This is a genomic window from Mesorhizobium sp. M1252, assembly GCF_040318265.1.
Taxonomy (GTDB): Bacteria; Pseudomonadota; Alphaproteobacteria; order Rhizobiales; family Rhizobiaceae; genus Mesorhizobium.
Genome location: NZ_JAMYLX010000014.1, coordinates 81,731 through 101,036, shown reverse-complemented (window position 1 = coordinate 101,036; position 19,306 = coordinate 81,731). Strand labels below are relative to the sequence as shown.

Here is a 19,306-nt window from a genome sequence, read left to right as displayed (position 1 = left end):
GGTTTCCCTCTGGCGGTCGGGTGCCTGACGCTTTGGCATCATGCGCCGCCCGCTCTAAGGCCGCCGCGTATCCGGTTGATGGCGGTTACGACTGACAGTGTAGCCATGACCGGAAACACAAAGGGCACAATCGCTTGGAACCACAGGCCGCAGGCGATGAGGAAGGCGATGACGCCGAGCACCAGGGCTCGGTCGCTCTTGCCGAACGGCCCGGCATAGTTGCGCCCGCTGCCTGCGGCAACGCCAAGCACGCCGGCGAACTCGACAAGCATGGCGGTAATAGCGAAGGCGACGACACCCCAGGCCGGGAACAAGGTGGCAAAGGCCAGGATCAGCGCCAAGTCCGAGACGACGTCGCAGAGTTCGTTGAGATACATGCCGAGTTTTGATGCTTGCCCATGTTCCCTGGCCAGCATCCCGTCAATGGCGTTGAGCGCCATGCGCACGAACAGCACCACCGGCATCAAGAGGAAAACCAGGGGATGGAAGGCAAAGGCCGCGACCACCAGGCCGGTGGCGATGGAGAGCGCGGCGGCGAGAAGCGTGATCTGGTTGGCGGTGACGCCGGCATCGGCCAGCCGGTCGGCCAGCGGCCGCAGCCTGGCCTGAAAGGCCGGTTTCAGTTGATAAAGCGTTGGCATGTGCGATCCCCCAACCGCGGCTCATGACAGTGTCGGCGAGATTGGTCAATCGGCAGGCAGGGCGCAAGGGCTCGCACCAGCATCCGCACCGTTGCGGGACTCGAAACTCCCGGCATGGATGCAGAGGCGCAGCCGAAGATCTCCGCCAAGCAGGATGTTGCGCGCTACAAACCGCCTCGGAAATGAGAACTTTACAAATATTCGTATTTATGTGAAGTAAACACTGAAAGGTTCATCATGACAAACAGTCGCTTTGCCACCCGCCTGAATTCCTTCGCCTCGCGGCCGCAAGCCGAATGGCCTGATCTCACCGGCAAGCCGTCCATGCTGCAGATGGCAGCCCGCGCGGCCAAGGTCGACGGGCTGACCGACCTTGATCTTAATTTCCCCGACCATGTCAGTGAAAAGCCGGCTGAGATCGCGCAAAAGCTTGACGATTTCGGGCTTTCCATCAATGGCTTTGCCATGCGTTACTACTCCAATCCGGCCTTCAAGCTCGGCGCCTTCACCAATCCGGACCCGGCGGTGCGCCGCGAAGCCATCGACTTGACTAAGGCCGGTATCGATGCGGTGCGCGCGGCCGGCGCCAGTCTGATGACGCTGTGGCTGGGCCAGGATGGCTTCGACTATGCATTTCAAACTGACTATGCGACGCTCTGGCAGCACGAAATCGAGGGGATTCGTGAAGTTGCCGCGCATGATCCCGGCTGCCAGATCAGCCTGGAGTACAAGCCTAACGAACCGCGCTCCTACTCGCTGATGCCGGATGCCGCGACCACCTTGCTGGCGATCCGCGATGTCGGCCTACCCAATCTCGGCGTCACGCTCGATTTTGCCCATGTGCTCTATGCCGACGAACAGCCGGCCTTCGCCGCGGCGCTGATCGCTCGCCACAGCAAGCTGCTCGGCGTCCATCTCAACGATGGCTATGCCAAGCGCGACGACGGCCTGATGGTCGGCGCGGTGCACACGCTGCAGACCATCGAACTGCTGCGCCAGATCCGTCGCGACGGCTACGCCGGCGCCATCTACTTCGACACTTTCCCCGACATGACCGGGCTCGATCCGGTGCGCGAATGCGAAGTCAACATCGCCACCGTCAAGCGCCTGCTGCGCGTTGTCGACCGGCTGGAGAAGGATAACCGCCTGTCCGCCGCGATGGCCAGCCAGGACGCCGTGACGTCGCAGGCTATCGTCCAGGAAGCCATGCTCGGGCCGGAGACGAGGGGACGTGGATGACGTTGAGCAATCTCGATCTGAAAGCCGTGGGGCCGCGCATCCGCATGATGATGCCGCATCTCACCCCGCTTGAGGCCAAGGTGGTGGAAACCGTCTTCGGCCGGCGCGGTTTCGACGAGACCATTCCGCTCAAGCAGATCGCCGAGGAGGCCGGCGTGTCGGAGGCGATGGTGGTCAAGATCGCCAAGAAACTCGGCTTCTCCGGCTACCGCGACTTCCGCACCGCCGTCTATGAATACAGCCGCCTCCCGACCGCCGAGATGCACCAGGAACTGTCGGTCGACGACAGCTCGGCCGAGATCGTGCAGAAAGTGTTCCGCACCTCGATCCAGGCGCTGGAGGAGACGCTCGCGATCCTCGACATGGACGATTTCGACCGTGCCGCCGATCTGCTCTACCGCGCCAGGAACCGCGATTTCTATGGCGTCGGCGGCTCCGCCCAGATCGCCCGCGATGTCTCGCACAAATTCCTGCGCATCGGCATCCGCGCATCGGTCTATGACGACTCGCACATGATGCTGATGTCGGCCTCGCTGCTTGGGGCCGACGACATAGCCGTCGGCTTCTCGCATTCCGGCAACACGTCGGCCGTCATCGACGCCATCCATCTTGCCCGCAAGAACGGCGCCCGCACGCTGGCCATCACCAATTACGACAACTCGCCGCTGGCCCAGATTGCCGACATCGTGCTGTGCTCGACCGCGCAAGGATCGCCGCTGATGGGCGAGAACGCGGCGGCGCGCATCGCGCAGCTCAACATTCTCGACGCGCTGTTCGTGGCGGTGGCACAGCGCGACTATCAGGCGGCGGAGCGCAATCTCGGCCGCACCATGTCGGCGGTCACCTCGAAGCGAAAAGACCGGGGCACATGACGGTTCCGCTGGTCACCGTCTTCGGCAGCCTGCATTACGACATCATGGTCGACGCGCCCGACCGTCCGCGCAAGGGGGAGACGGTGACCGGCCGTGCCTGGCAGCCGAAATGCGGCGGCAAGGGCGGCAACCAGGCGGTCTCGGCGGCACGCGCCGGCGTGCGCGCGGCGATGATCGGCGCCGTCGGCGACGACGATTTCGGCACGGCGCTGCTGGCCAATCTAGATCGCGCCGGCGTCGATCGCCGCTTCGTGCGCGTGGCGGCAGGCGCAGGCTCCGGCATGAGCGTGGCGATCTTAGACAGCGATGGCGACTATGGTGCGGTGATCGTCTCCGGCAGCAATCTCACGCTGGACGATGATGACGTCGTGGCAGCAAGGGAGGTGGTGGTACAGACGGCAGTGCTGTTGCTGCAAAACGAAGTGCCCGAGGCCGCAAACATCGCTGCCGCGCGCGCGGTGAAGGCATCCGGCGGCCGCGTCGTGCTCAACGCCGCACCGGCGCGAACACTGTCGGCCGAATTGACCGCGCTGATAGACATCGTCATCGTCAACGCCATCGAAGCGGAATTTTTGGCCGGCGTTCCGGTCGTCGATACGCTCGTCGGCGCAACCGAAGCCGCGCGGCGGCTGATCGATACCTACCCCTCGGCGATCGTCACCGCCGGCGGCGAAGGTGTCGCCTATTGCGACCGGATCGGCGCGGCCTTCGCGCTGGCGGCCATTCCGGTAAAAGTCGTCAGCACCCATGGCGCCGGCGACGAATTCGTCGGCGCCTTCGCGGCAGGCCTCGCGCGTGGCCATCCGGTGGAAGCGGCGATTGCCACCGCCAATGCCGCCGCCGCCTCGCTGGTGGCGACACCGGAGGGAGAGCGCAGCTCGCGTTGAAAACTCAGGCCGCATGTTGCGCCTCCAAAACCCGTGCCCCCGTCGATGAGCGAAACGGCAAACCGGGCGCGGCGAGAACCTGCTTGGCTTTGCCCTGACGGAGGCGCGGGACCAAGCTGCGTGGTCGAAAGTGGGGAGCTTCAGTCCGCGTCGCCGGCCGAACCTTTGCCGCACTGCGCCAGCACCTTGCCGATGGCCGCGCTCGAGCCGGTCAGTGGAAAGCTGTTCCCGCCATATTTGTCGGCCGTAACCGTGACGTCGCCCTTGCCGCGCAACAGGCCGAGCAGTGGATCGTCTTTGCTCAGCTCAGCCGTGAAGTAATTATACATGGCTTCGAGGTCGAGCTTTTTGGTCACGCTCTTGTCACCACCCTTGAAGGTGAAGGAAGCGCTGATGCCGGGCTCCAGCTGCTGGCCGGCCGCACCCAGATCGTAGCTCAGCACCGGCTTGTCGAAACAGACGAGCATCAGATGCGCATCGGCCTTCGGTCCGCCGCACACCGAAGCCGTCAGCACGCTGCCGCCTTCGTCTTCTTCCATCTTGGCGCTCCAACTGCAGGACGCGGCAAAAGCCGGCTGCGCGGCTTGCAGCGCGGCAAGAACGGAACCTGCCATGATGAACTTCGCCAATGCACTTTGCATGATCCCCTCCCAAGCTTCCTTCAACGAGATCATACAGGACAAAAGGCCTGGTGACAGCGGCATATGCCGTCTTAGCCCCCGGCGCGCCCCATTGATCAAGCCTTTGAGACCGGCCTCGACGTCCAGGGCGGCTCCGGCGCGAAGCGCTTGCCGATCCATTCGGCGAAGGCGCGTGTCTTGGCGGCTTGTCCCCTGGCCGAGGGCATGACGACATAGACAGCGCCTTCGTCGGCCAGCGTCCAGTCCTCCAGCAACGGCACCAGCCGTCCGTCGGCGAGTTCGCGCCCGACCAGCCAATCGGTGCTCATCATCAGGCCGAGGCCTTGCACCGCGGCTTCGACCAGCACTTCGGCATCGTCGCAAACCATCGGCCCCGAGACTTCGACGTTAACGCGGCGGCCCGAACTGTCGGTCATCTCCCAGGTGGGAAAGGTCTGGAAGCCGGAGAAGCCGAGGCAGGCGTGTTCGGTCAGCGCTTCCGGCGCTTCCGGCGCGCCCCTGCGGGCGAGGTAGGAGGGAGCAGCGCACAGCAACCGCCGCCGTGTCGCGATCTTGCGCGCCACCAGGCGCGAGTCCTCCAGCGCGCCGAGACGGACGGCGACATCGAAGTTCTCTGCAACGAGATCGACGAACCGGTTGGAGAACTCGGCCTCGATGCGGACATCCGGGAACGTCGCTAGAAAGTGCGGCAACAGCGGCCCGATCCACATACGCCCAAAGGTTCCCGGCAGCGCCAGCCGCAGCAAGCCGCGCGGCGTCCCGCTGGCATGCGCGGAAGCAGCAGCCTGGGCTTCGTCTACCGAGGCCAGGATGGCGCGGACGCGTACCAGGAACTCCGCTCCCGCCTCCGTCAACGATACGCTTCGGGTGGTCCGGTGCAGCAGCCGCACGCCGAGCCGCTGCTCCAGCGATTGCAGGCGGCGTGACAGAACCGTCGAGTCGCGCCCGACGCGCAACGCTGCCTTGGTGAAGGAGCGCGCTTCGGTGATGGCCGCAAAGGCGGCCATTTCGGCAAGGCTGGCGGGGTCGTGTGATTGCTGCATAAAGCACAGGACTCAAATGTAAAAATTCCGGATTATCTGCTTGTAGCGCAGCAGATAGCTTCACTCAATCCTGACGATTGACCCCTTAAACAGGAATGCGTGAGCCATGAAAGCCATCGAACTGACCGCCGCCAAACTGGACGCCTTTCGCGCCACCACCATTGCCACGCCTGAACCGCAGCGCGGCGAAGTGCTGATCCGCCAGCGCGCCGCGAGCCTGAATTTCGTCGATGTGGCGGTGGCCAGCGGCAATTATCGCGTGCCCGGCTTTCCGCTCATTCCCGTCGCCGACGGCGCCGGCGAGATCGTCGCGCTGGGGGAGGGCGTTACGGATTTCGCCGTCGGCGATCGCGTCGTTGCCCATGCCAAGCCGCGCTGGATCGGCGGTCCGCCCCGGCCTAACGAGATGACACAGATGCGCGGAATTTCGCTGCCGGGGTCGCTCGCTGAATATGTCGCGCTGCCGGCCAACTCGCTCGTGCCGGTACCGGCTCGTCTCTCCTTCGAGGCGGCGTCGACGCTGCCGATCGCCGGGACCACCGCCTGGAACGCTGTCCGCGCCGCCGATGTCGGGCCGGGCTCGGTCGTCGTGCTGCTCGGCACCGGCGGCGTCTCCATCTTCACCCTGCAGCTGGCGAAAGCCGCCGGCGCCACCGTCATCATCACTTCTTCGTCGGACGAGAAGCTGGGGCGGGCGAAGGCACTCGGCGCCGATCATCTCATCAACTACCGCGCGACACCCGACTGGGACGGCAAGGTGCTGGAACTGACCGGCGGCCTCGGCGCCGACCTCGTCGTCGAGACCGCCGGCACCGCCACCTTCGCCCGCGCCGTCAACGCCACCGCGCCTGGCGGCACGCTGTTCACCATCGGTTTCGTCACCGGCGCCGAGGCCACGGTCGACCTGCTGCCGATCATCATCAAGGCGCTGAAGGTGGTCGGCAATAACACCGGGTCGGTATCTGACCTTCGCGCCGCCGTCCGCGCCATCGCCGCCGCCCGCATCGACCCGGTCGTCGACAAGGTGTTCAGCCAGGAGCAGGCGGCCGAAGCCTACGCGCACATGGCGGCAGGCGGGCAGCATTTCGGCAAGCTTGCGTTCAAGCTCGACTGGTAGCCGAGGCGCGCGAGCAGCCAATCTCCCCCCTTGAGGGGGAGATGCCCGGCAGGGCAGAGGGGGTCGGTCCGACCGGGCTCGACCTACTGCGGCGGAAGGAGGTTGGCGCTCTACGAGAGGCGACCCCCTCTGTCGCCTTCGGCGACATCTCCCCCTCAAGGGGGGAGATTACGCACGCCGCTTCCTAGATCAACTTCTCCAGCGTGATCGGCAAATCCCGCACTCTTTTTCCCGTCGCATGGAACACCGCATTGGCGACCGCTGGCGCTACGCCGACGATGGCCAGTTCGCCGACACCCTTGCCGCCGAGCACCGAAGAGTGCAGGTCGGGAATGCCGACCGAGATGACCTCGATATCGGGGATGTCGGCATTGGTCGGCACCAGATAGTCGCCGAGATTGTTGTTGACGATGCGGCCATGCCTGCGGTCGACGATGCCTTCTTCGAGCAGCGCCTGGCCGATGCCCATGATGATGCCGCCCTTCCACTGGCTTTCGGCGAGTTTCGGGTTGTAGAGCCGGCCCGAATCCAGCGCCGACACCACGCGCGATACGCGCACCGTGCCGAAATCCTCGTCGACGCGCACCTCGATGAAATGCGCGCACCAGGAGTGGCGCGAATAGTCGCCCTCGGTGTGCGGCAATGCCGCCGCGATGGTGGTGTAGTTCTTGTAGCGATCGGCGGCCGTCGAGTTCGCCGGCATGGTGTCGCCTGTGGCCTCGATGCGGTCGCGGCCGACGCTGGCCAGCAGGTCGGCGATCGAGACATCGGGACCATCGCCGCGCGGCGACCTGATGCGGCCGTTGGCGACGACCAGCGTGTTCGCCTGCAGCGCGTGGAAGGGCGAGCGCGAATCGCTGATCGCCAGACCGACCAGCTGGTCGAGCGCCGATGTCGCCGCCTTGTAGACCGCGCCCGTCATCACGCCGGCCAGCCGCGACCCGCCGGCGACGCCGGCGCGGGGATACCGGGAATCACCGAGCTTCACCACGACATGGTCGGCCGCCACGCCTACCGTTTCGGCCGCCGTCTGCGCCAGGATCGTGTAGGTGCCCTGGCCCATGTCGATCGAGGAGCTTTCGACCTCGACCGAGCCGTTGGCAAGGATACGCACGATGGCCTCGCCATAAGCGCGCCGCACCGGGTAGGTGCCGGCGGCGACGCCCCAGCCGATCAGCTGGTTGCCGTCGCGCATTGAACGCGGTTTGGACGTGCGCTGGGCCCAGCCGAAGCGTTCGGCGCCAGCCGCGAAAGCCTCGCGCAACTGCCGCGTCGACCAAGCCTTTTTTGCGTGCGGATCCTGCTCGGCGTAATTCCTCAGCCGGATCTCCAGCGGATCGATGCCGACCTCGTAGGCGAGCTCGTCAATGGCGCTTTCGATGCCGAAGGCGCTAGGGTTTTCGCCCGGCGCGCGCATCGCGCCAGGCACCACCGAATTCACCCGCACGACATTCTGCTTCGAGGAGAAGTTGGGCGTCGCATACATGATCGAGGTGACCACGCCCAAAGGCTCGACCCACATGCCGTCGATCGACGTTTCATTGACGCCGCGATGCACGATCGACTGGATCTTTCCGTCACGGTCGGCGCCGATCGTCACCGTCTGGCGGGTCGCGGCGCGGCCGCCATAGCCGGTAAAAGTCTGCGGCCGCGTCATCACGACCCGCACCGGACGTCCCAGCATCTTGGCTGCGGCAGCAGCCACCGCGCCATGGCCGAGCGCCAGCGCCTTGGAGCCGAAGCCGCCGCCAATATAGGGCGAGACCAGGCGCACATTCTCGAACGGCACGCCGAACCATTCGGCATAGGTGCGGGCCATGCCGTCGAGCCACTGGCTCGGTTCCCACACGGTGAGCTTGTCGCCCTCCCAGCGGGCGATGAGGCCATGCGGCTCCATCGGCGCCTGGTATTCGCGCGGCGTGTTATAGGCGCCGCAGACGCGCACCGGGGCAGCGGCGAAAGCGGCCTGCGCATCGCCCCATTCCTTGGTCATGGCGGCGATCGGAATGCCGTCGCCCGCCTTGGCGTCGCTGAGGTCGACGATGGCCGGCGTCTCGTCATAGCTGACCTTGACCAGGGCTGCGGCCGCAACGGCCTGCTCGAAGGTCTCCGCGATGACCGCGGCGACATGCTGGCCCGAAAAGGTGATATCGCGCGCCAGCGGGCAGTAGGGCTTGTCCGGCGGCGGTGTGCCGAACCAGTCCGATGCAGTCTTCAGCGGCATGATGGTGTCCGGCGTCAGCACCTTGAGCACACCAGGTGCCGCCTCGGCGGCTGACGTGTCGATCGAGCGCACCTTGCCTGACGCGATCGTGCTTTCGACCAGGACGCCGTAGGTTAGCCCGTCGAGCTGCTGCTCGACGGCATATTTTGCCGCACCGGTAATCTTGGCCGGGCCGTCGACGCGCGACAGCCGCCCGCCAACCTGATCGGCAGTGCCGTCCGAAGCGTCGCCGTGCCGTGTCCTCGGGTCGTGAATGGTCATGACATGGCTCCCGTCTTGAGGATGGCGCGGGCAACGACGCGCGGCGCCAGTTCGATCTTGTAGTGGTTGGCGCCGTGGTCGATGGCACCTTCTACGGCGAGCCGGCTGGCGGCCCGCACCGTGTCTTCGCTGAGCACCTTGCCCTTCAGCGCCGCCTCCACGGCCCGCGCCCGCCACGGCTTCGTCGCGACGCCGCCCAGCGCGACGCGCAGGTCGCGAATGGTGCGGCCATCGGCTTCGAAGTCGATGCCGACTGCGGCACTTGCAGCCGCGAACTCATACGACTGCCGGTCGCGGATCTTGAGATAGGTCGAACGCCGGGCCGTGCCGGAAGCCGGTATGCTGATGGCGGTGATCATCTCGCCCGGTTGGATGGCATGTTCCCTGTCGGGCGTGGCGCCGGGCAGGAGAAAGAAGTCGTCGACGGCAACCTGGCGTTCGCCAAGATGAACCACGGCGTCGAAGGCGACCAGCGCGGTGGCGAGGTCACCGGGATACATGGCGATGCAGGCGTCGCTGGTGCCGAGCACGGCATGGCCGCGGGTGACGCCGCCGATCGCCGAGCAGCCGCTGCCGGGCGAGCGCTTGTTGCAGGCGGAAAAATTCGCGGGATCGCGGAAATAGGGGCAGCGCGTGCGCTGCATCAGATTGCCGCCGATGGTCGCCATGTTGCGCAGTTGCGCGGAAGCCGCCTGCCACAGCGCTTCGGAGACCGCGGGAAAGCGGCTCTTGATCTCGGCATGGTCGGCGACGTGGCTCATCTTGGCCAGCGCGCCGATCATAGCACTGTCAGCGTCGACCTTGATGGCGTCGAGCCCTGTGAGATGGGTGATGTCGACCAGGCTGTCGGGTTCGGCCACTCCGCATTTGGCGAGATCGACCAGCGTCGTGCCACCGGCAAGCAGCATGGCCCCAGGCAGGGCGGCTGCCTGTCGTGCCGCATCGATACTATCGGCGCGAACGTAGGAAAAATCCCTCATGACGCGACCTCCAGTGCCGCCTGGCGCACGGCGGCAACGATGTGCGGATAGGCGCCGCAGCGGCACAGATTGCCGGCCATGTATTCGCGGATCTCGTCATCCGAGCCGGCATGGCCCTCGCGGATGCAGGCGACCGCCGACATGATCTGTCCCGGCGTGCAGTAGCCGCACTGGAAAGCATCCTGGTCGAGGAAAGCAGCCTGAACCGCGTTGAGCGTGCCGTCATCGCCGGCCAATCCTTCGATGGTGGTGATCTCGCGGCCTTCGACCTGTGCTGCAAGCGTCAGGCAGGACAGCACGCGCTGGCCGTCGACATGCACCGTGCAGGCGCCGCACTGGCCCTGGTCGCAACCCTTCTTGGTGCCGGTCAGGTCGAGGCGATCACGCAATGCATCGAGCAGCGTGACGCGCGGCTCGACCTGCAGTTCGTGACTGTGTCCGTTGATGGTGAGACGGATTGGGATAGTGGTGGATTTGGTTTGGTCGGTCATGAGGCGTCTGGCTCCAGTTGCTTGACGCTAGGGGATTGAAATGGCTCGAGTGGGAGAGGACAAGCGAAGAGGCGACGGCGCGCCTAATCTCCCCCCTTGTGGGGGAGATGCCCGGCAGGGCAGAGGGGGCGCGAAGGAATGCGACGTTCCCGATTTACATGCGTCGAAATAGACCTTTTCCAAGCGGGTGTTGGTCAGGCTTTGATAGGCTGGCGGGACAGCGCCCCCCTCTGTCCTGCCGGACATCTCCCCCACGAGGGGGAAGATTGGCAGCTCTGCCGCCCCGACTCTCCAGCCGGCAGGGGATGCTTCAGTCTTCACAATCTCAACACGTGACATACCGGCTCCCCTGATTATATGATAAGACTGCTCCACTAAAACGGAGGCGCCTCCGTTTATCTAGTTGGGGGCTTACCCCTTTGGATTCAAGCCCCCATATATCGACAGTGGAGAAAAAATTGACCGAGCAGTCGCAAGCAATTGCCGACGAGAAGCGCGAAGCCGCAGCGCCAAGGCCGCTGCGCGCCGATGCGCAGCGCAACCGCGACCGGCTGGTCGAGGTCGCGGCAGCGGCCTTTGCCGAGCACGGCGTCGATGCCTCGCTGGAGGAGATCGCGCGCCAGGCGGGCGTCGGTATCGGCACGCTCTACCGGCATTTTCCAACCCGCGAGCATCTGGTCGAAGTGGTCTATCGGCGTGAAGTCGAGGCGCTCTGCGCGGCTGCCGATGACCTCGCCAGCCACCATTCGGCCGATGTGGCGCTGGAACAGTGGATGCAGCGCTTCGTCGACTACATCGCCACCAAGCGCGGCTTGGCGGCCAGCCTGCGCATCCTGTTCAACACGAATTCCGCCGTGTTCTCCGACATGTCGGGCCGGGTGTCGCTGGCCTTGCGGCAACTGGTCGAGGCGGCAGTGGCCGAAGGCTCGATCCGCAGCGACGTCGACGCCTCCGATGTGCTGCATGCACTCGGCGGCATCTACTCGGCCCCCGACACCAAGGACTGGCGCGACCGCTCGCGCCGGCTGGTATCGCTGCTGATGGACGGGCTGCGGTTCGGGGCTGGGAAGAGGTGACCTAGCGGCTCAAGCCGAACCATCGACCGCATAGAACCGAAACGCGCCGGGCAGCCCGCTTGCCGCCATTTCGCCACGCTCCTCGAACCGCAGGCCGGAGCCGACCACGAGATCGCGCACCGTCCTTGATGCGATGATTTCGCCCGGCCGCGCATGGTCAAGCAGACGCGATGACAGTTCGATCGCCGCGCCTGAAAATTGATGGCCCCGCTGCTCGCACTCGCCGATATGCACCGCCGAGCGGACCTCGACACCGGATTGCCGCAAGCGATCGCGGATGGCGATCGCGCACTGGATCGACCGCGTTGGCCGCTGGAACACCGCGAGCACCTTGCCGTCCGATCGGCTGATCTCTCTGCCTTCGGCCGCGAGGAGTTCGCCACGGAGCGCTTCGGCGTGCCGCTCGGCCGGGTCGATGCCGAAAGGCGAGCCCGTCATATCGAGGGACAGCACCGACACAAGCAGCCGTTCGCCTGGGGCCGCCGGCAAGGCGCCGGTGACGAAAGCCTGGATCTCGTCGACGATCCGATCGGAATTCTCGCCCCAGATGACGTGGTCGCGGCCGGCGAACTCAATGTATCGGGCGCCCTCGATGTGCGTCGCCAGGTAACGTCCTTCTTCCCGCTTCACCCAGCCGTCGCCAGTCGTCTGCATGATCAGTGTCGGAACATGGACAGCAGGCAGAATGTCGCGAACATCGATTTCGGCTCCCCAGCGCCACAGGGCGATCGCGTCGGCGGGCGAGGCAGAATTCCTGAGATAGGCGGCGAACCATTCTGTCTCGAACGTGTCGCTCATCAGACTGGGCGCCGCGTTGCTCATATCCGCCGCCGCTCCCCATTCTTTCTCGACGATCGCCAGATCCTCTTCCACCTGCTCGCTTGTCTTCGCCCACGGATAGTCTTGTGACCACCTGCCGCGGGCGTAGGCCCCATTGAGCACGAGTGCCGCTGTGCGCTCGGGATAGGTCGCCGCGAACAGCATGCACATCGGGCCGCCCTCGGAGCTGCCGAAAAGCACCGTGCGCTTCGAGCCAACCGCATCCAGCACTGCCCGCACATCTTCCATCCGCTCTTCCAGGGTCGGCAGACCGACATTGCGGTCCGAGAGCCCGGTGCCGCGCTTGTCCATGCGGATTAGGCGCGAGAAAGTGCCGAGCCGCCGGTGCACATGCGAAAGCCGCGGCGAGCCCCAGGCGTGGTCGAGGTTGGAGACCCATCCCGGCACATGGATCAGGTCGACCGGACCGTCGCCGGTCACCTGATACGCGATGTTGATCCCGGCCGATTTGACATAGTGGGTCGGGGGGGCTGCGAGTTCGTGGCTGAAGCCGGTAGCGTCATCCGCATCAGTCGTGGGTGGCCGTGCCGGCGCCATTGTGCGGCGTGTGCGCAGCGTCTCGAACAATTGCCGCGTCTCCGGCTCCGGCTGCAGCTTGAGATCGCGTAGAAGCGCGGTGCGGCAGTGCTCATATTGCTTCAGCGCGAGATTGGTCCTGCCTTGCGCCGCATAGGCGCGCATCAGGGCACGGTGGACATCCTCCCTCAACGGGTCCATGGCCAGCAGGCGCGCCGCCGCGCGCACGCATGCGGCAGGATCGTTCGTCGCTGCATAATGCGCGACGAGCCTGTCGAGCGCCGCGACGGCCAGTGCCCGCAGCCGCTCGCGTTCGATCCTCAGCCAGTCCTCGAATGGCTCCTCCTTCAGGCCGAAGCCGTCGAGCAGGTCGCCGCGGTAGACATTGAGCGCCAGCTCGAGGTCTTCGGGTGCCGGGCTGGCGACCAGCGCCTCGAACCGCGCGACGTCGAAATCAAGGCCGTCGAGATGCAGAGCGACGCTGTTGCCATCGGTGAGGAAGCGGCCGCCGCCGCACGTCTGCATGGCCTTCCTGACAGACGATACCGCTTGCCGCAGGCTCATTCGCGCCTGCGCCTCGCTGTTGATGCCCCAGAGCAGGGTCGCCAGCTTCTCGCGCGACTGCGAATGCCCCGACTGCAGCGCGAGATAGGCGACCATCGCACGCGCCTTGCGGCTGATGGCTGGAACCGTGGCCCCGACGCCGGCAAAGTCGAAACCACCCAGCAGGTGAAGATAAGGTCCGGTCATCGGATCCGCCACGGTCACAGCGCGACGACGATCCGCTCAAGCTCGGTCCATTTCAACACTTATTCCGCCGCCGAGGCGCTTTTCACGATTCCATCACGCAGGTTCCCACGCGTTGCTCACGGCGCTTGAGGAGATTGTTCGCACTGGATCTCTTTTCGCAGGAGGATACCGTGCATCACCCTGGCCCGACCGAGTGGCCCATCTGGCATGACGACCCCGGGCGCGACCGGCAGGAGCTTGGCGCACCATCGCGTCACGATGTTGCGCTGGCCCGCTATCTCGAAACACAACAGGCCCATCGGGCATTGGCGGCTCGCAGACTCGATCCGGCGGCGGTCGTGGCCTCTGCACTGGCAGCGTTCGTCCGCTGCCTTTTCCGTGCAGCGCTGCGCCGAATTGTCCGCTGGCCAACCGATGCCGCGACAGGGATGGACGATTTCGGCTTGACGTTGTCCAAGGCTCATGCGGATCTTAGCAAGACCCTTTGGGGCCGCTGAGTGCAGCGCCCTTGGTCGACGATCTCATCCCCAACCGCCGCCGCCGCCGCCAGCCCCACCGCCGCTTCCGCTGCCGCCGAGAGAAGGAATCACGGGCGGCTTTTGCGGGATCTCCTCGGCCGGCTTGATCACTTTGCCGGTGGCCGCCTTCTTGAATCTGACCACCTTTGGCTGGGGTGCTGCGCGAACCACCTTGCGATGTTTCACCGGCGATGCCGGCTCAAACATCGGCGACACCGAGGTGCAGCCCATGAGCCCGGCCAGAACGCCGGATAGAATTATCCCGATGAATGCCTGCCCGAATGTCTGCTTGAATGCCTTGCCCACCATGGCCTCCTTATTGTTCAGAACAAATCCCGACGCGGATTGGCTTCTTCCCAGACCCCCCGGGCCGCATTGACCAGTTGCGTGTCCAGCGAACCGGACGCGGGAATCTTCGACTTGAGCTCTCGACGCAGGGCGTCCAAAGCTGCCGTTTTCGGCTTGGTGCCGAACTGCGCCAGGCCCTTTTTGGCGTCCGGCAGCTCCTTGCGCAGATCGAGCGCGACGGCGAATGCCAGGAAGCGCACCGCGACAGCCTGATCGGCCTTGTCGCCTTTCGCCATTTCAAGCGCCGCGCGATCATAGGCGCTCGACGGATCGCCGCGCGTGGTCGCCAGTTCGAACAGCCTTTGCGCTTCCGCCGGGTCCTGGCGCACACCGGCGCCGTCCCTGTACATGCGGGCGAGGCTGCCCGGAGCGTAGGGCTGGCCAAGATCGGTGGCCTGCTGGAACAACGCCTGCGCCGTCTTCGGATCCTTGTCGATGCCCTGGCCGGCCAGGTAATTGCGGCCGAGCAGGTTCATCGAATACATGTCCTGGCGCTGCACCCCCGCTTGCAGGAAGGCGACGGCGCGGGCCGGATCGGCAGGCACGCCGTTGCGGCCCTCGGTGAAGATGGCGGCAAGATCGTTCATGGCATAGGTGTGCCCCATGGCCGCCGCCTTGAGCAGCAGGTCGAGGCCCTTGGCCGTATCGCGGTTGACGCCATAGCCATTGAACAGCGCGCGTCCCCACGAGGTCATGCCGTAAGGATCGCCCTTGTCTGCGGCAGCCTTGTAGAGAGCGTTGGCCTGGGTGCGGTCGATGGCCGTCCCGGTTCCGGTTGCGTTGAGATAGCCGAGTTCGAAGACGGCGCGCACATGGCCTTTCTTGGCGGCATGCTCGATGGCTGCCCTGGCCTCGCCGACCCTGCCGGCCGCAAGCAGCGCGCGGCCGAGCTCGTAGTGGAAGCGGGCGACGTCTGGATAGGTTTTCACCGCCGCCTCGCAGGCTGCCACCGCACCGGCGCCGATCTCGTTCGGCAGCAGGCCGGGCACCACGCCTTGCAGGTCGAGAGGCTCGCCGGCGGCGGTGTCGCAAGCCTCGACCGTCGGCGACAGCTTCATCGTCGCCGGCTTGGCGGAGCTGCTGTCGGCGCGGATTTCGAAGCCGACCTCGACCGGCGCGCCGGCGCCGATCTGCGGCTCGTAACGGAGATGGTCGACTTCACCGGCCAGAAGGCTGGATTGCGGCGACAAGGTTCGATCAGGCAATGACAGCGTTCCCGTTGCCGGATACCCCGAGACCTTCAGGCTGACCGCCGGATCGTCGGTGGGGAAATCCAGATTGAGCGCGACCGGGCCGACGCCGACGGGAATATCAAGCTTGCGGTTCTCGATTGCTTCGGCAGCGCCGGTGATGTGGATGCCGCGCTCCAGCACCTGCTGCTTCTGCTCGGCCTCGAGCGAAGCCATGATCTGCTGACCCGCCGCACCTTCGCCGCTCTTGACGCGGAACACCAATATGCCCTGGCTCCCGCCGCCCCAATTGTCATGCGTGGCATAGGCCAGCATATCCACCTCGTCCTGCGTGGCGGCTCCTTTGGGGATATCCATCTGCAGGCGCGGCAGGTCCTTGCCCTGGATCGGTTCGCCCACCGCGACGTCTTTGCCGTCCAGCACCAGACGGCCCATTGCCGGCGGCCGTTCGATGCTGACGCTGATAGCGCCGCCATCGACATCGACCGGCTCCGGCAGGCCGAGAGCGACAGGACCGACCCCCGACAGCACCACCTTCTCCAGCACTGGCGGCAGCGAAGGCCGATTGTTGCGGCGCACCAGCACCACGTCGTCGATCAGTGAGGAATTTTCCCATGGCACCTGCATGCCGTTGGTGGCCTGCACGACATCGCGGCGCACCGCCGACATGACCGTGCGGATCTCCTGGTTCGGCGCCAGCGCGCGCCGCGAAAAGGCCGATGAAAACGGGCTGAGGTCGCCGCTGCCGTCATAGGCGACCGCGCCTGGTTCGGTGGCGAAGGCAATCAGCGTGTTGAGCGAGCTTCGCACCTGCGCCAGCCCGGTATTGCCGGCGGTGACAAGCTGGTCGCGCAGCCAGTAATTGTTGCGCGGGAAGGGGTTGTTGCGGCAGGCATCGAGGATGATCACCTGGATCTTCGACTTCGAGCGCAGCTGCGCCAGCACGTCGTTGAGCTTGATGGCCTGGACCTCGATATCGGCCGCCTTCTTCAACGAGGCGTCGACCGGTATTAGGAAATTCTCGCCGCCGATCTGAAAGCCGTGCCCGGAATAGTAGACGACGGCGAGATCGGCGCCGTCGGCGGCGGCCAGATAGTCCCGGAACTGACCTTCGAACTGCTGCTTGGTGAGATTCTCGGCGACGAAAACCTCGAAGCCCGCCAGCCGGAACGTGGCCGATACGTTCTGGGCATCCTTGGCCGGGTTCTGCAGCGCCGGAATGTTGCGGTATTCGGAATTGCCGATAACAAGCGCGACCCTTCGATCGGCGCAGGCCTCGAACGTCGTGAGGCCGGCGAGGATGAAGACCGCGATGAATCCACAAAGTCGGAGCATGGCAAAACTCCTGGCAACTGCCGCCTTACGCCGACGAAGGCATTCTGCGGCATGAGGTCCGTTAAGAGTATGCAACCTGCCACAGGATAAAGTGAAAGCCCCGTCACCGCCAGACCATGGCAGCCGATTTCTTTCAGCGCTGGTTGACCGTAGGGTGGCAGTAGCACGCGCTTCGAGATCGGGTATGTGACAAGTCTCACAGATCGCTGTTTTGGTGATCCGCCCGGCCGGCCAGCCGCAACCCTACTCCTTGAAGAGCAGGTCCTTGTCGTTCGAATATTTGACCAGCAGCGGAATGCTGGCGCCGCCGATGACGGGACCGAGATGGCCAAACGTCCCTTCGATGACCGAGAACGGCTCGGGACGATCGACAAGGATCCGTGCCAGCTTTCTGCGCATGGCCTTGGCGATCTCCTTGCGCACGCCATTCGGTATGGCGCCATCGATCACCACATTGTCGATGTCGAGCAAGGCAACGGCGCTGCGGGCGGCATAGGCAAGCCCGTCCGAAACCTCATCGATCCACGCGGTGAGCGGCTCTCCAAGGTCTCCCCAATCGTCAGGCGACGACCAGATGCGGCCGGCATCCTTGTCCCCATTGTCCTGGTCGTTGAGCTTGCCGGCGAGCGAATGCAGCGAAGCGACGCGCAGCAACGGCATCATGCGGTCGCCCTTGCGCCCCGGCGCGGGCACCGGCATGTCGCCCAGCGCCCCGGCCAGCTTGTTGCGGCCGGGGAACAAGTGATGATCGAGCACCAGGCCGCCGCCGATGAAGTGCCCGACATAGGCGTAGAGAAAGTCGGCGCGGGATCCGCCGGCGCCAAACATCAGTTCGGCCGCGGCCGACACCGTGGCGTCGTTGTAGAGGAACACCGGCCAGTCGAACGCCCGGTCCAGTTCGGCGCGAATGTCGATTTCCTTCCAGGCATCCAGCCTGCCCGCCGGCACCGCGCCCTCTTCGCTTAGGTTCCACTGATGGAATGGCGAGGCGATGCCAAGACCCGCGATGCGGTCTTTTTCTATCGATCTGTGCTTGCGGCACATGCGCGCGATGGCGCCCTTGGCGAATTTCATCACCTCGACGGGCGTCGGATAGTCGAACAGCGTGCGTTCGAACGCCATCACGTTGCCGACGAAATTGACCAGGGCGACATCGGCGCTGCGATGGTCGACCTTGAGGCCGAAGGCGTACGCGGCTTTCGGGTTCAACGCATAGGGAACCGAGGGTTGCCCCAGCCGTCCGCGCAAAGGCTCCAGGCGCAGCAGCAGCTTGTTGTCGGCGGCGCGGTTGACGATGGTGGTGATGGTTTGCGCGGCCAGCCCGGTCAGCCGCGTCAAATCGGTCTTGGCCAGCTGGCCGTGCCGGCGGATCAGCGAGACGATCAGGCGTTCGTTGTAAATGCGGCTCTCGGCCTGCGTGGTTCCGCCGCTGCGCCCCTCGGCGATCTTTTCGAGACTGAAGAAGCTGGTGCCGGTCACGCTTTCCCCTGCGCAAGGAGTTTGGCCGCAAGGCGAGCCGATCAAAGCGCTGACGTAGCAATGCGGGCCTGGCAAGGCAACACTTAAATCCACCCGATGGAAAAATGTAGTTGACGCCAGCCGGCCTGCTGTCGTTCAAAGTATGCAAGCCTGGAGGAGCAATGCCGTGACGCAGACCCGGACCATCATGTGCTTTGGTGATTCCAATACCTATGGCGCCATTCCCACCCTGGCCCGCGTCGGACGGCACCGCTTCACGCCCGACCGCCGCTGGCCGGGCATCATGCGCCGCCAGCTCGGCAACGGATGGGATGTGATCGAAGAAGGGCAGGGCGGGCGCACCACCGTGCACGACGATCCGATCGAAGGTCTCCACAAGAACGGGCTCAAATCGCTCCCGGTGTGCCTGGAAACGCATATGCCGCTCGACCTCGTCATCCTGATGCTCGGCACCAACGATCTCAAGCATAGGTTCTCGGTAACGCCGAATGACGTCGCTGATTCCATTGAGATCTTGGCCAGAATTGTCCTGCGCAGCGAAGCTGGCCCCGCGGGCGTGGCGCCCGCGGTCCTGATAGTAGCGCCGCCGCCGATGCTGGAGGTCGACTGGTTCGGCCAGATGTTCCTGGGCGGCGCCGCAAAGTCGATGCACTTTGCCGGCCTGTTCCGCGATGCGGCCCGGCGCGCCGGCGCCGCGTTCTTCAACGCCGGCGATGTCGTCGAGTCGAGCGCGGTAGACGGCATTCACCTCGACAGCGACGCGCATCGCGTGCTCGGCACGGAATTGGCCAAAGTCGTCCAGTCGCTGATCGCCAAGGCGTGATCGCGTGGGCGAGTCACCCGACTATCTCTGATTAA

At 65.1% G+C, this 19,306-nt stretch carries 17 protein-coding genes; 7 read left to right on the top strand and 10 right to left on the bottom strand.

The window, feature by feature from the left end; genetic code table 11:
• Positions 1-38: 38 nt before the first annotated feature.
• A complete protein-coding gene (locus NKH22_RS24795) occupies positions 39-641 on the bottom strand; it encodes a CDP-alcohol phosphatidyltransferase family protein (RefSeq protein ID WP_027048772.1) in 603 nt (200 codons plus the stop codon).
• 237 nt (positions 642-878) lie between these two features.
• Between NKH22_RS24795 and NKH22_RS24790 the strand changes: the two genes are divergently transcribed.
• Genes NKH22_RS24790 through NKH22_RS24780 form a run of 3 tightly spaced genes read left to right on the top strand, consistent with a single transcriptional unit; the run spans position 879 to position 3,639 of the window.
• Complete coding sequence (locus tag NKH22_RS24790) at positions 879-1,880, top strand: TIM barrel protein (protein WP_352911396.1); 1,002 nt, start codon at positions 879-881, stop codon at positions 1,878-1,880.
• Positions 1,877-2,752, top strand: a complete 876-nt coding sequence (locus tag NKH22_RS24785) for a MurR/RpiR family transcriptional regulator (RefSeq protein WP_023735446.1) — start codon at positions 1,877-1,879, stop codon at positions 2,750-2,752. Before NKH22_RS24790 ends, NKH22_RS24785 begins: the two co-directional genes overlap by 4 nt.
• Positions 2,749-3,639, top strand: a complete 891-nt coding sequence (locus tag NKH22_RS24780; protein ID WP_352806875.1) for a ribokinase — start codon at positions 2,749-2,751, stop codon at positions 3,637-3,639. The genes NKH22_RS24785 and NKH22_RS24780 overlap by 4 nt, the downstream gene beginning before the upstream one ends.
• A gap of 140 nt (positions 3,640-3,779) precedes the next feature.
• Here the strand turns inward: NKH22_RS24780 and NKH22_RS24775 are convergent, their stop codons facing one another.
• Together NKH22_RS24775 and NKH22_RS24770 are read right to left on the bottom strand one after the other, a co-directional pair.
• On the bottom strand, positions 3,780-4,280 hold the full coding sequence (locus tag NKH22_RS24775; protein ID WP_352806878.1) for a hypothetical protein: 501 nt from the start codon (positions 4,278-4,280) through the stop codon (positions 3,780-3,782).
• A 95-nt stretch (positions 4,281-4,375) separates the two neighbouring features.
• Positions 4,376-5,323, bottom strand: a complete 948-nt coding sequence (locus NKH22_RS24770; RefSeq protein ID WP_352806881.1) for a LysR family transcriptional regulator — start codon at positions 5,321-5,323, stop codon at positions 4,376-4,378.
• A gap of 106 nt (positions 5,324-5,429) precedes the next feature.
• On the opposite strand from NKH22_RS24770, the gene NKH22_RS24765 reads away from it, so the two are divergent.
• Positions 5,430-6,440, top strand: coding sequence for a zinc-dependent alcohol dehydrogenase family protein (locus tag NKH22_RS24765; RefSeq protein ID WP_352806883.1), 1,011 nt, complete (start codon positions 5,430-5,432; stop codon positions 6,438-6,440).
• Between the two features lie 184 nt (positions 6,441-6,624).
• Here the strand turns inward: NKH22_RS24765 and NKH22_RS24760 are convergent, their stop codons facing one another.
• Genes NKH22_RS24760 through NKH22_RS24750 form a run of 3 tightly spaced genes read right to left on the bottom strand, consistent with a single transcriptional unit; the run spans position 6,625 to position 10,396 of the window.
• Positions 6,625-8,925, bottom strand: coding sequence for a xanthine dehydrogenase family protein molybdopterin-binding subunit (locus tag NKH22_RS24760; protein ID WP_352911391.1), 2,301 nt, complete (start codon positions 8,923-8,925; stop codon positions 6,625-6,627).
• Positions 8,922-9,905, bottom strand: coding sequence for an FAD binding domain-containing protein (locus NKH22_RS24755; RefSeq protein ID WP_352911388.1), 984 nt, complete (start codon positions 9,903-9,905; stop codon positions 8,922-8,924). The genes NKH22_RS24760 and NKH22_RS24755 overlap by 4 nt, the downstream gene beginning before the upstream one ends.
• Positions 9,902-10,396, bottom strand: coding sequence for a (2Fe-2S)-binding protein (locus NKH22_RS24750; protein ID WP_023712507.1), 495 nt, complete (start codon positions 10,394-10,396; stop codon positions 9,902-9,904). The genes NKH22_RS24755 and NKH22_RS24750 overlap by 4 nt, the downstream gene beginning before the upstream one ends.
• Positions 10,397-10,854: 458 nt before the next feature.
• On the opposite strand from NKH22_RS24750, the gene NKH22_RS24745 reads away from it, so the two are divergent.
• Positions 10,855-11,472: a TetR/AcrR family transcriptional regulator gene (locus tag NKH22_RS24745; protein ID WP_032934286.1), complete on the top strand. Its 618-nt coding sequence runs from the start codon at positions 10,855-10,857 to the stop codon at positions 11,470-11,472.
• A 9-nt stretch (positions 11,473-11,481) separates the two neighbouring features.
• Here NKH22_RS24745 and NKH22_RS24740 read toward each other — a convergent pair whose 3' ends face one another.
• Positions 11,482-13,578, bottom strand: a complete 2,097-nt coding sequence (locus tag NKH22_RS24740; RefSeq protein ID WP_031195131.1) for an alpha/beta fold hydrolase — start codon at positions 13,576-13,578, stop codon at positions 11,482-11,484.
• Between the two features lie 134 nt (positions 13,579-13,712).
• On the opposite strand from NKH22_RS24740, the gene NKH22_RS24735 reads away from it, so the two are divergent.
• Entirely contained in the window at positions 13,713-14,075 is a 363-nt protein-coding gene (locus NKH22_RS24735) for a hypothetical protein (RefSeq protein ID WP_023695483.1), read from the top strand.
• A gap of 24 nt (positions 14,076-14,099) precedes the next feature.
• On the opposite strand, the gene NKH22_RS24730 is transcribed toward NKH22_RS24735, so the two are convergent.
• The 3 genes from NKH22_RS24730 to NKH22_RS24720 all read right to left on the bottom strand — a co-directional run bounded on the left by NKH22_RS24730 (position 14,100) and on the right by NKH22_RS24720 (position 18,448).
• Entirely contained in the window at positions 14,100-14,405 is a 306-nt protein-coding gene (locus NKH22_RS24730) for a hypothetical protein (RefSeq protein WP_023695482.1), read from the bottom strand.
• 14 nt (positions 14,406-14,419) lie between these two features.
• On the bottom strand, positions 14,420-16,969 hold the full coding sequence (locus NKH22_RS24725; RefSeq protein ID WP_023695481.1) for a caspase family protein: 2,550 nt from the start codon (positions 16,967-16,969) through the stop codon (positions 14,420-14,422).
• A 243-nt stretch (positions 16,970-17,212) separates the two neighbouring features.
• Positions 17,213-18,448 (bottom strand): ROK family protein, encoded by a 1,236-nt coding sequence (locus tag NKH22_RS24720; protein ID WP_023695480.1) that lies wholly within the window; start codon positions 18,446-18,448, stop codon positions 17,213-17,215.
• Positions 18,449-18,614: 166 nt separating this feature from the next.
• Between NKH22_RS24720 and NKH22_RS24715 the strand changes: the two genes are divergently transcribed.
• Positions 18,615-19,271 carry an SGNH/GDSL hydrolase family protein gene (locus NKH22_RS24715; RefSeq protein ID WP_023695479.1) on the top strand — a complete coding sequence of 219 codons (657 nt, stop codon included), beginning with the start codon at positions 18,615-18,617 and terminating at the stop codon, positions 19,269-19,271.
• Positions 19,272-19,306 lie beyond the last annotated feature (35 nt).

Excerpts from the sequence above, each read along its gene's own strand:
- NKH22_RS24795 (WP_027048772.1), bottom strand. The coding sequence starts at position 641 with ATGCCAACGCTTTATCAACTGAAACCGGCCTTTCAGGCCAGGCTGCGG.
- NKH22_RS24790 (WP_352911396.1), top strand. The coding sequence starts at position 879 with ATGACAAACAGTCGCTTTGCCACCCGCCTGAATTCCTTCGCCTCGCGG.
- NKH22_RS24785 (WP_023735446.1), top strand. The coding sequence starts at position 1,877 with ATGACGTTGAGCAATCTCGATCTGAAAGCCGTGGGGCCGCGCATCCGC.
- NKH22_RS24780 (WP_352806875.1), top strand. The coding sequence starts at position 2,749 with ATGACGGTTCCGCTGGTCACCGTCTTCGGCAGCCTGCATTACGACATC.
- NKH22_RS24775 (WP_352806878.1), bottom strand. The coding sequence starts at position 4,280 with ATGCAAAGTGCATTGGCGAAGTTCATCATGGCAGGTTCCGTTCTTGCC.
- NKH22_RS24770 (WP_352806881.1), bottom strand. The coding sequence starts at position 5,323 with ATGCAGCAATCACACGACCCCGCCAGCCTTGCCGAAATGGCCGCCTTT.
- NKH22_RS24765 (WP_352806883.1), top strand. The coding sequence starts at position 5,430 with ATGAAAGCCATCGAACTGACCGCCGCCAAACTGGACGCCTTTCGCGCC.
- NKH22_RS24760 (WP_352911391.1), bottom strand. The coding sequence starts at position 8,925 with ATGACCATTCACGACCCGAGGACACGGCACGGCGACGCTTCGGACGGC.
- NKH22_RS24755 (WP_352911388.1), bottom strand. The coding sequence starts at position 9,905 with ATGAGGGATTTTTCCTACGTTCGCGCCGATAGTATCGATGCGGCACGA.
- NKH22_RS24750 (WP_023712507.1), bottom strand. The coding sequence starts at position 10,396 with ATGACCGACCAAACCAAATCCACCACTATCCCAATCCGTCTCACCATC.
- NKH22_RS24740 (WP_031195131.1), bottom strand. The coding sequence starts at position 13,578 with ATGACCGGACCTTATCTTCACCTGCTGGGTGGTTTCGACTTTGCCGGC.
- NKH22_RS24730 (WP_023695482.1), bottom strand. The coding sequence starts at position 14,405 with ATGGTGGGCAAGGCATTCAAGCAGACATTCGGGCAGGCATTCATCGGG.
- NKH22_RS24725 (WP_023695481.1), bottom strand. The coding sequence starts at position 16,969 with ATGCTCCGACTTTGTGGATTCATCGCGGTCTTCATCCTCGCCGGCCTC.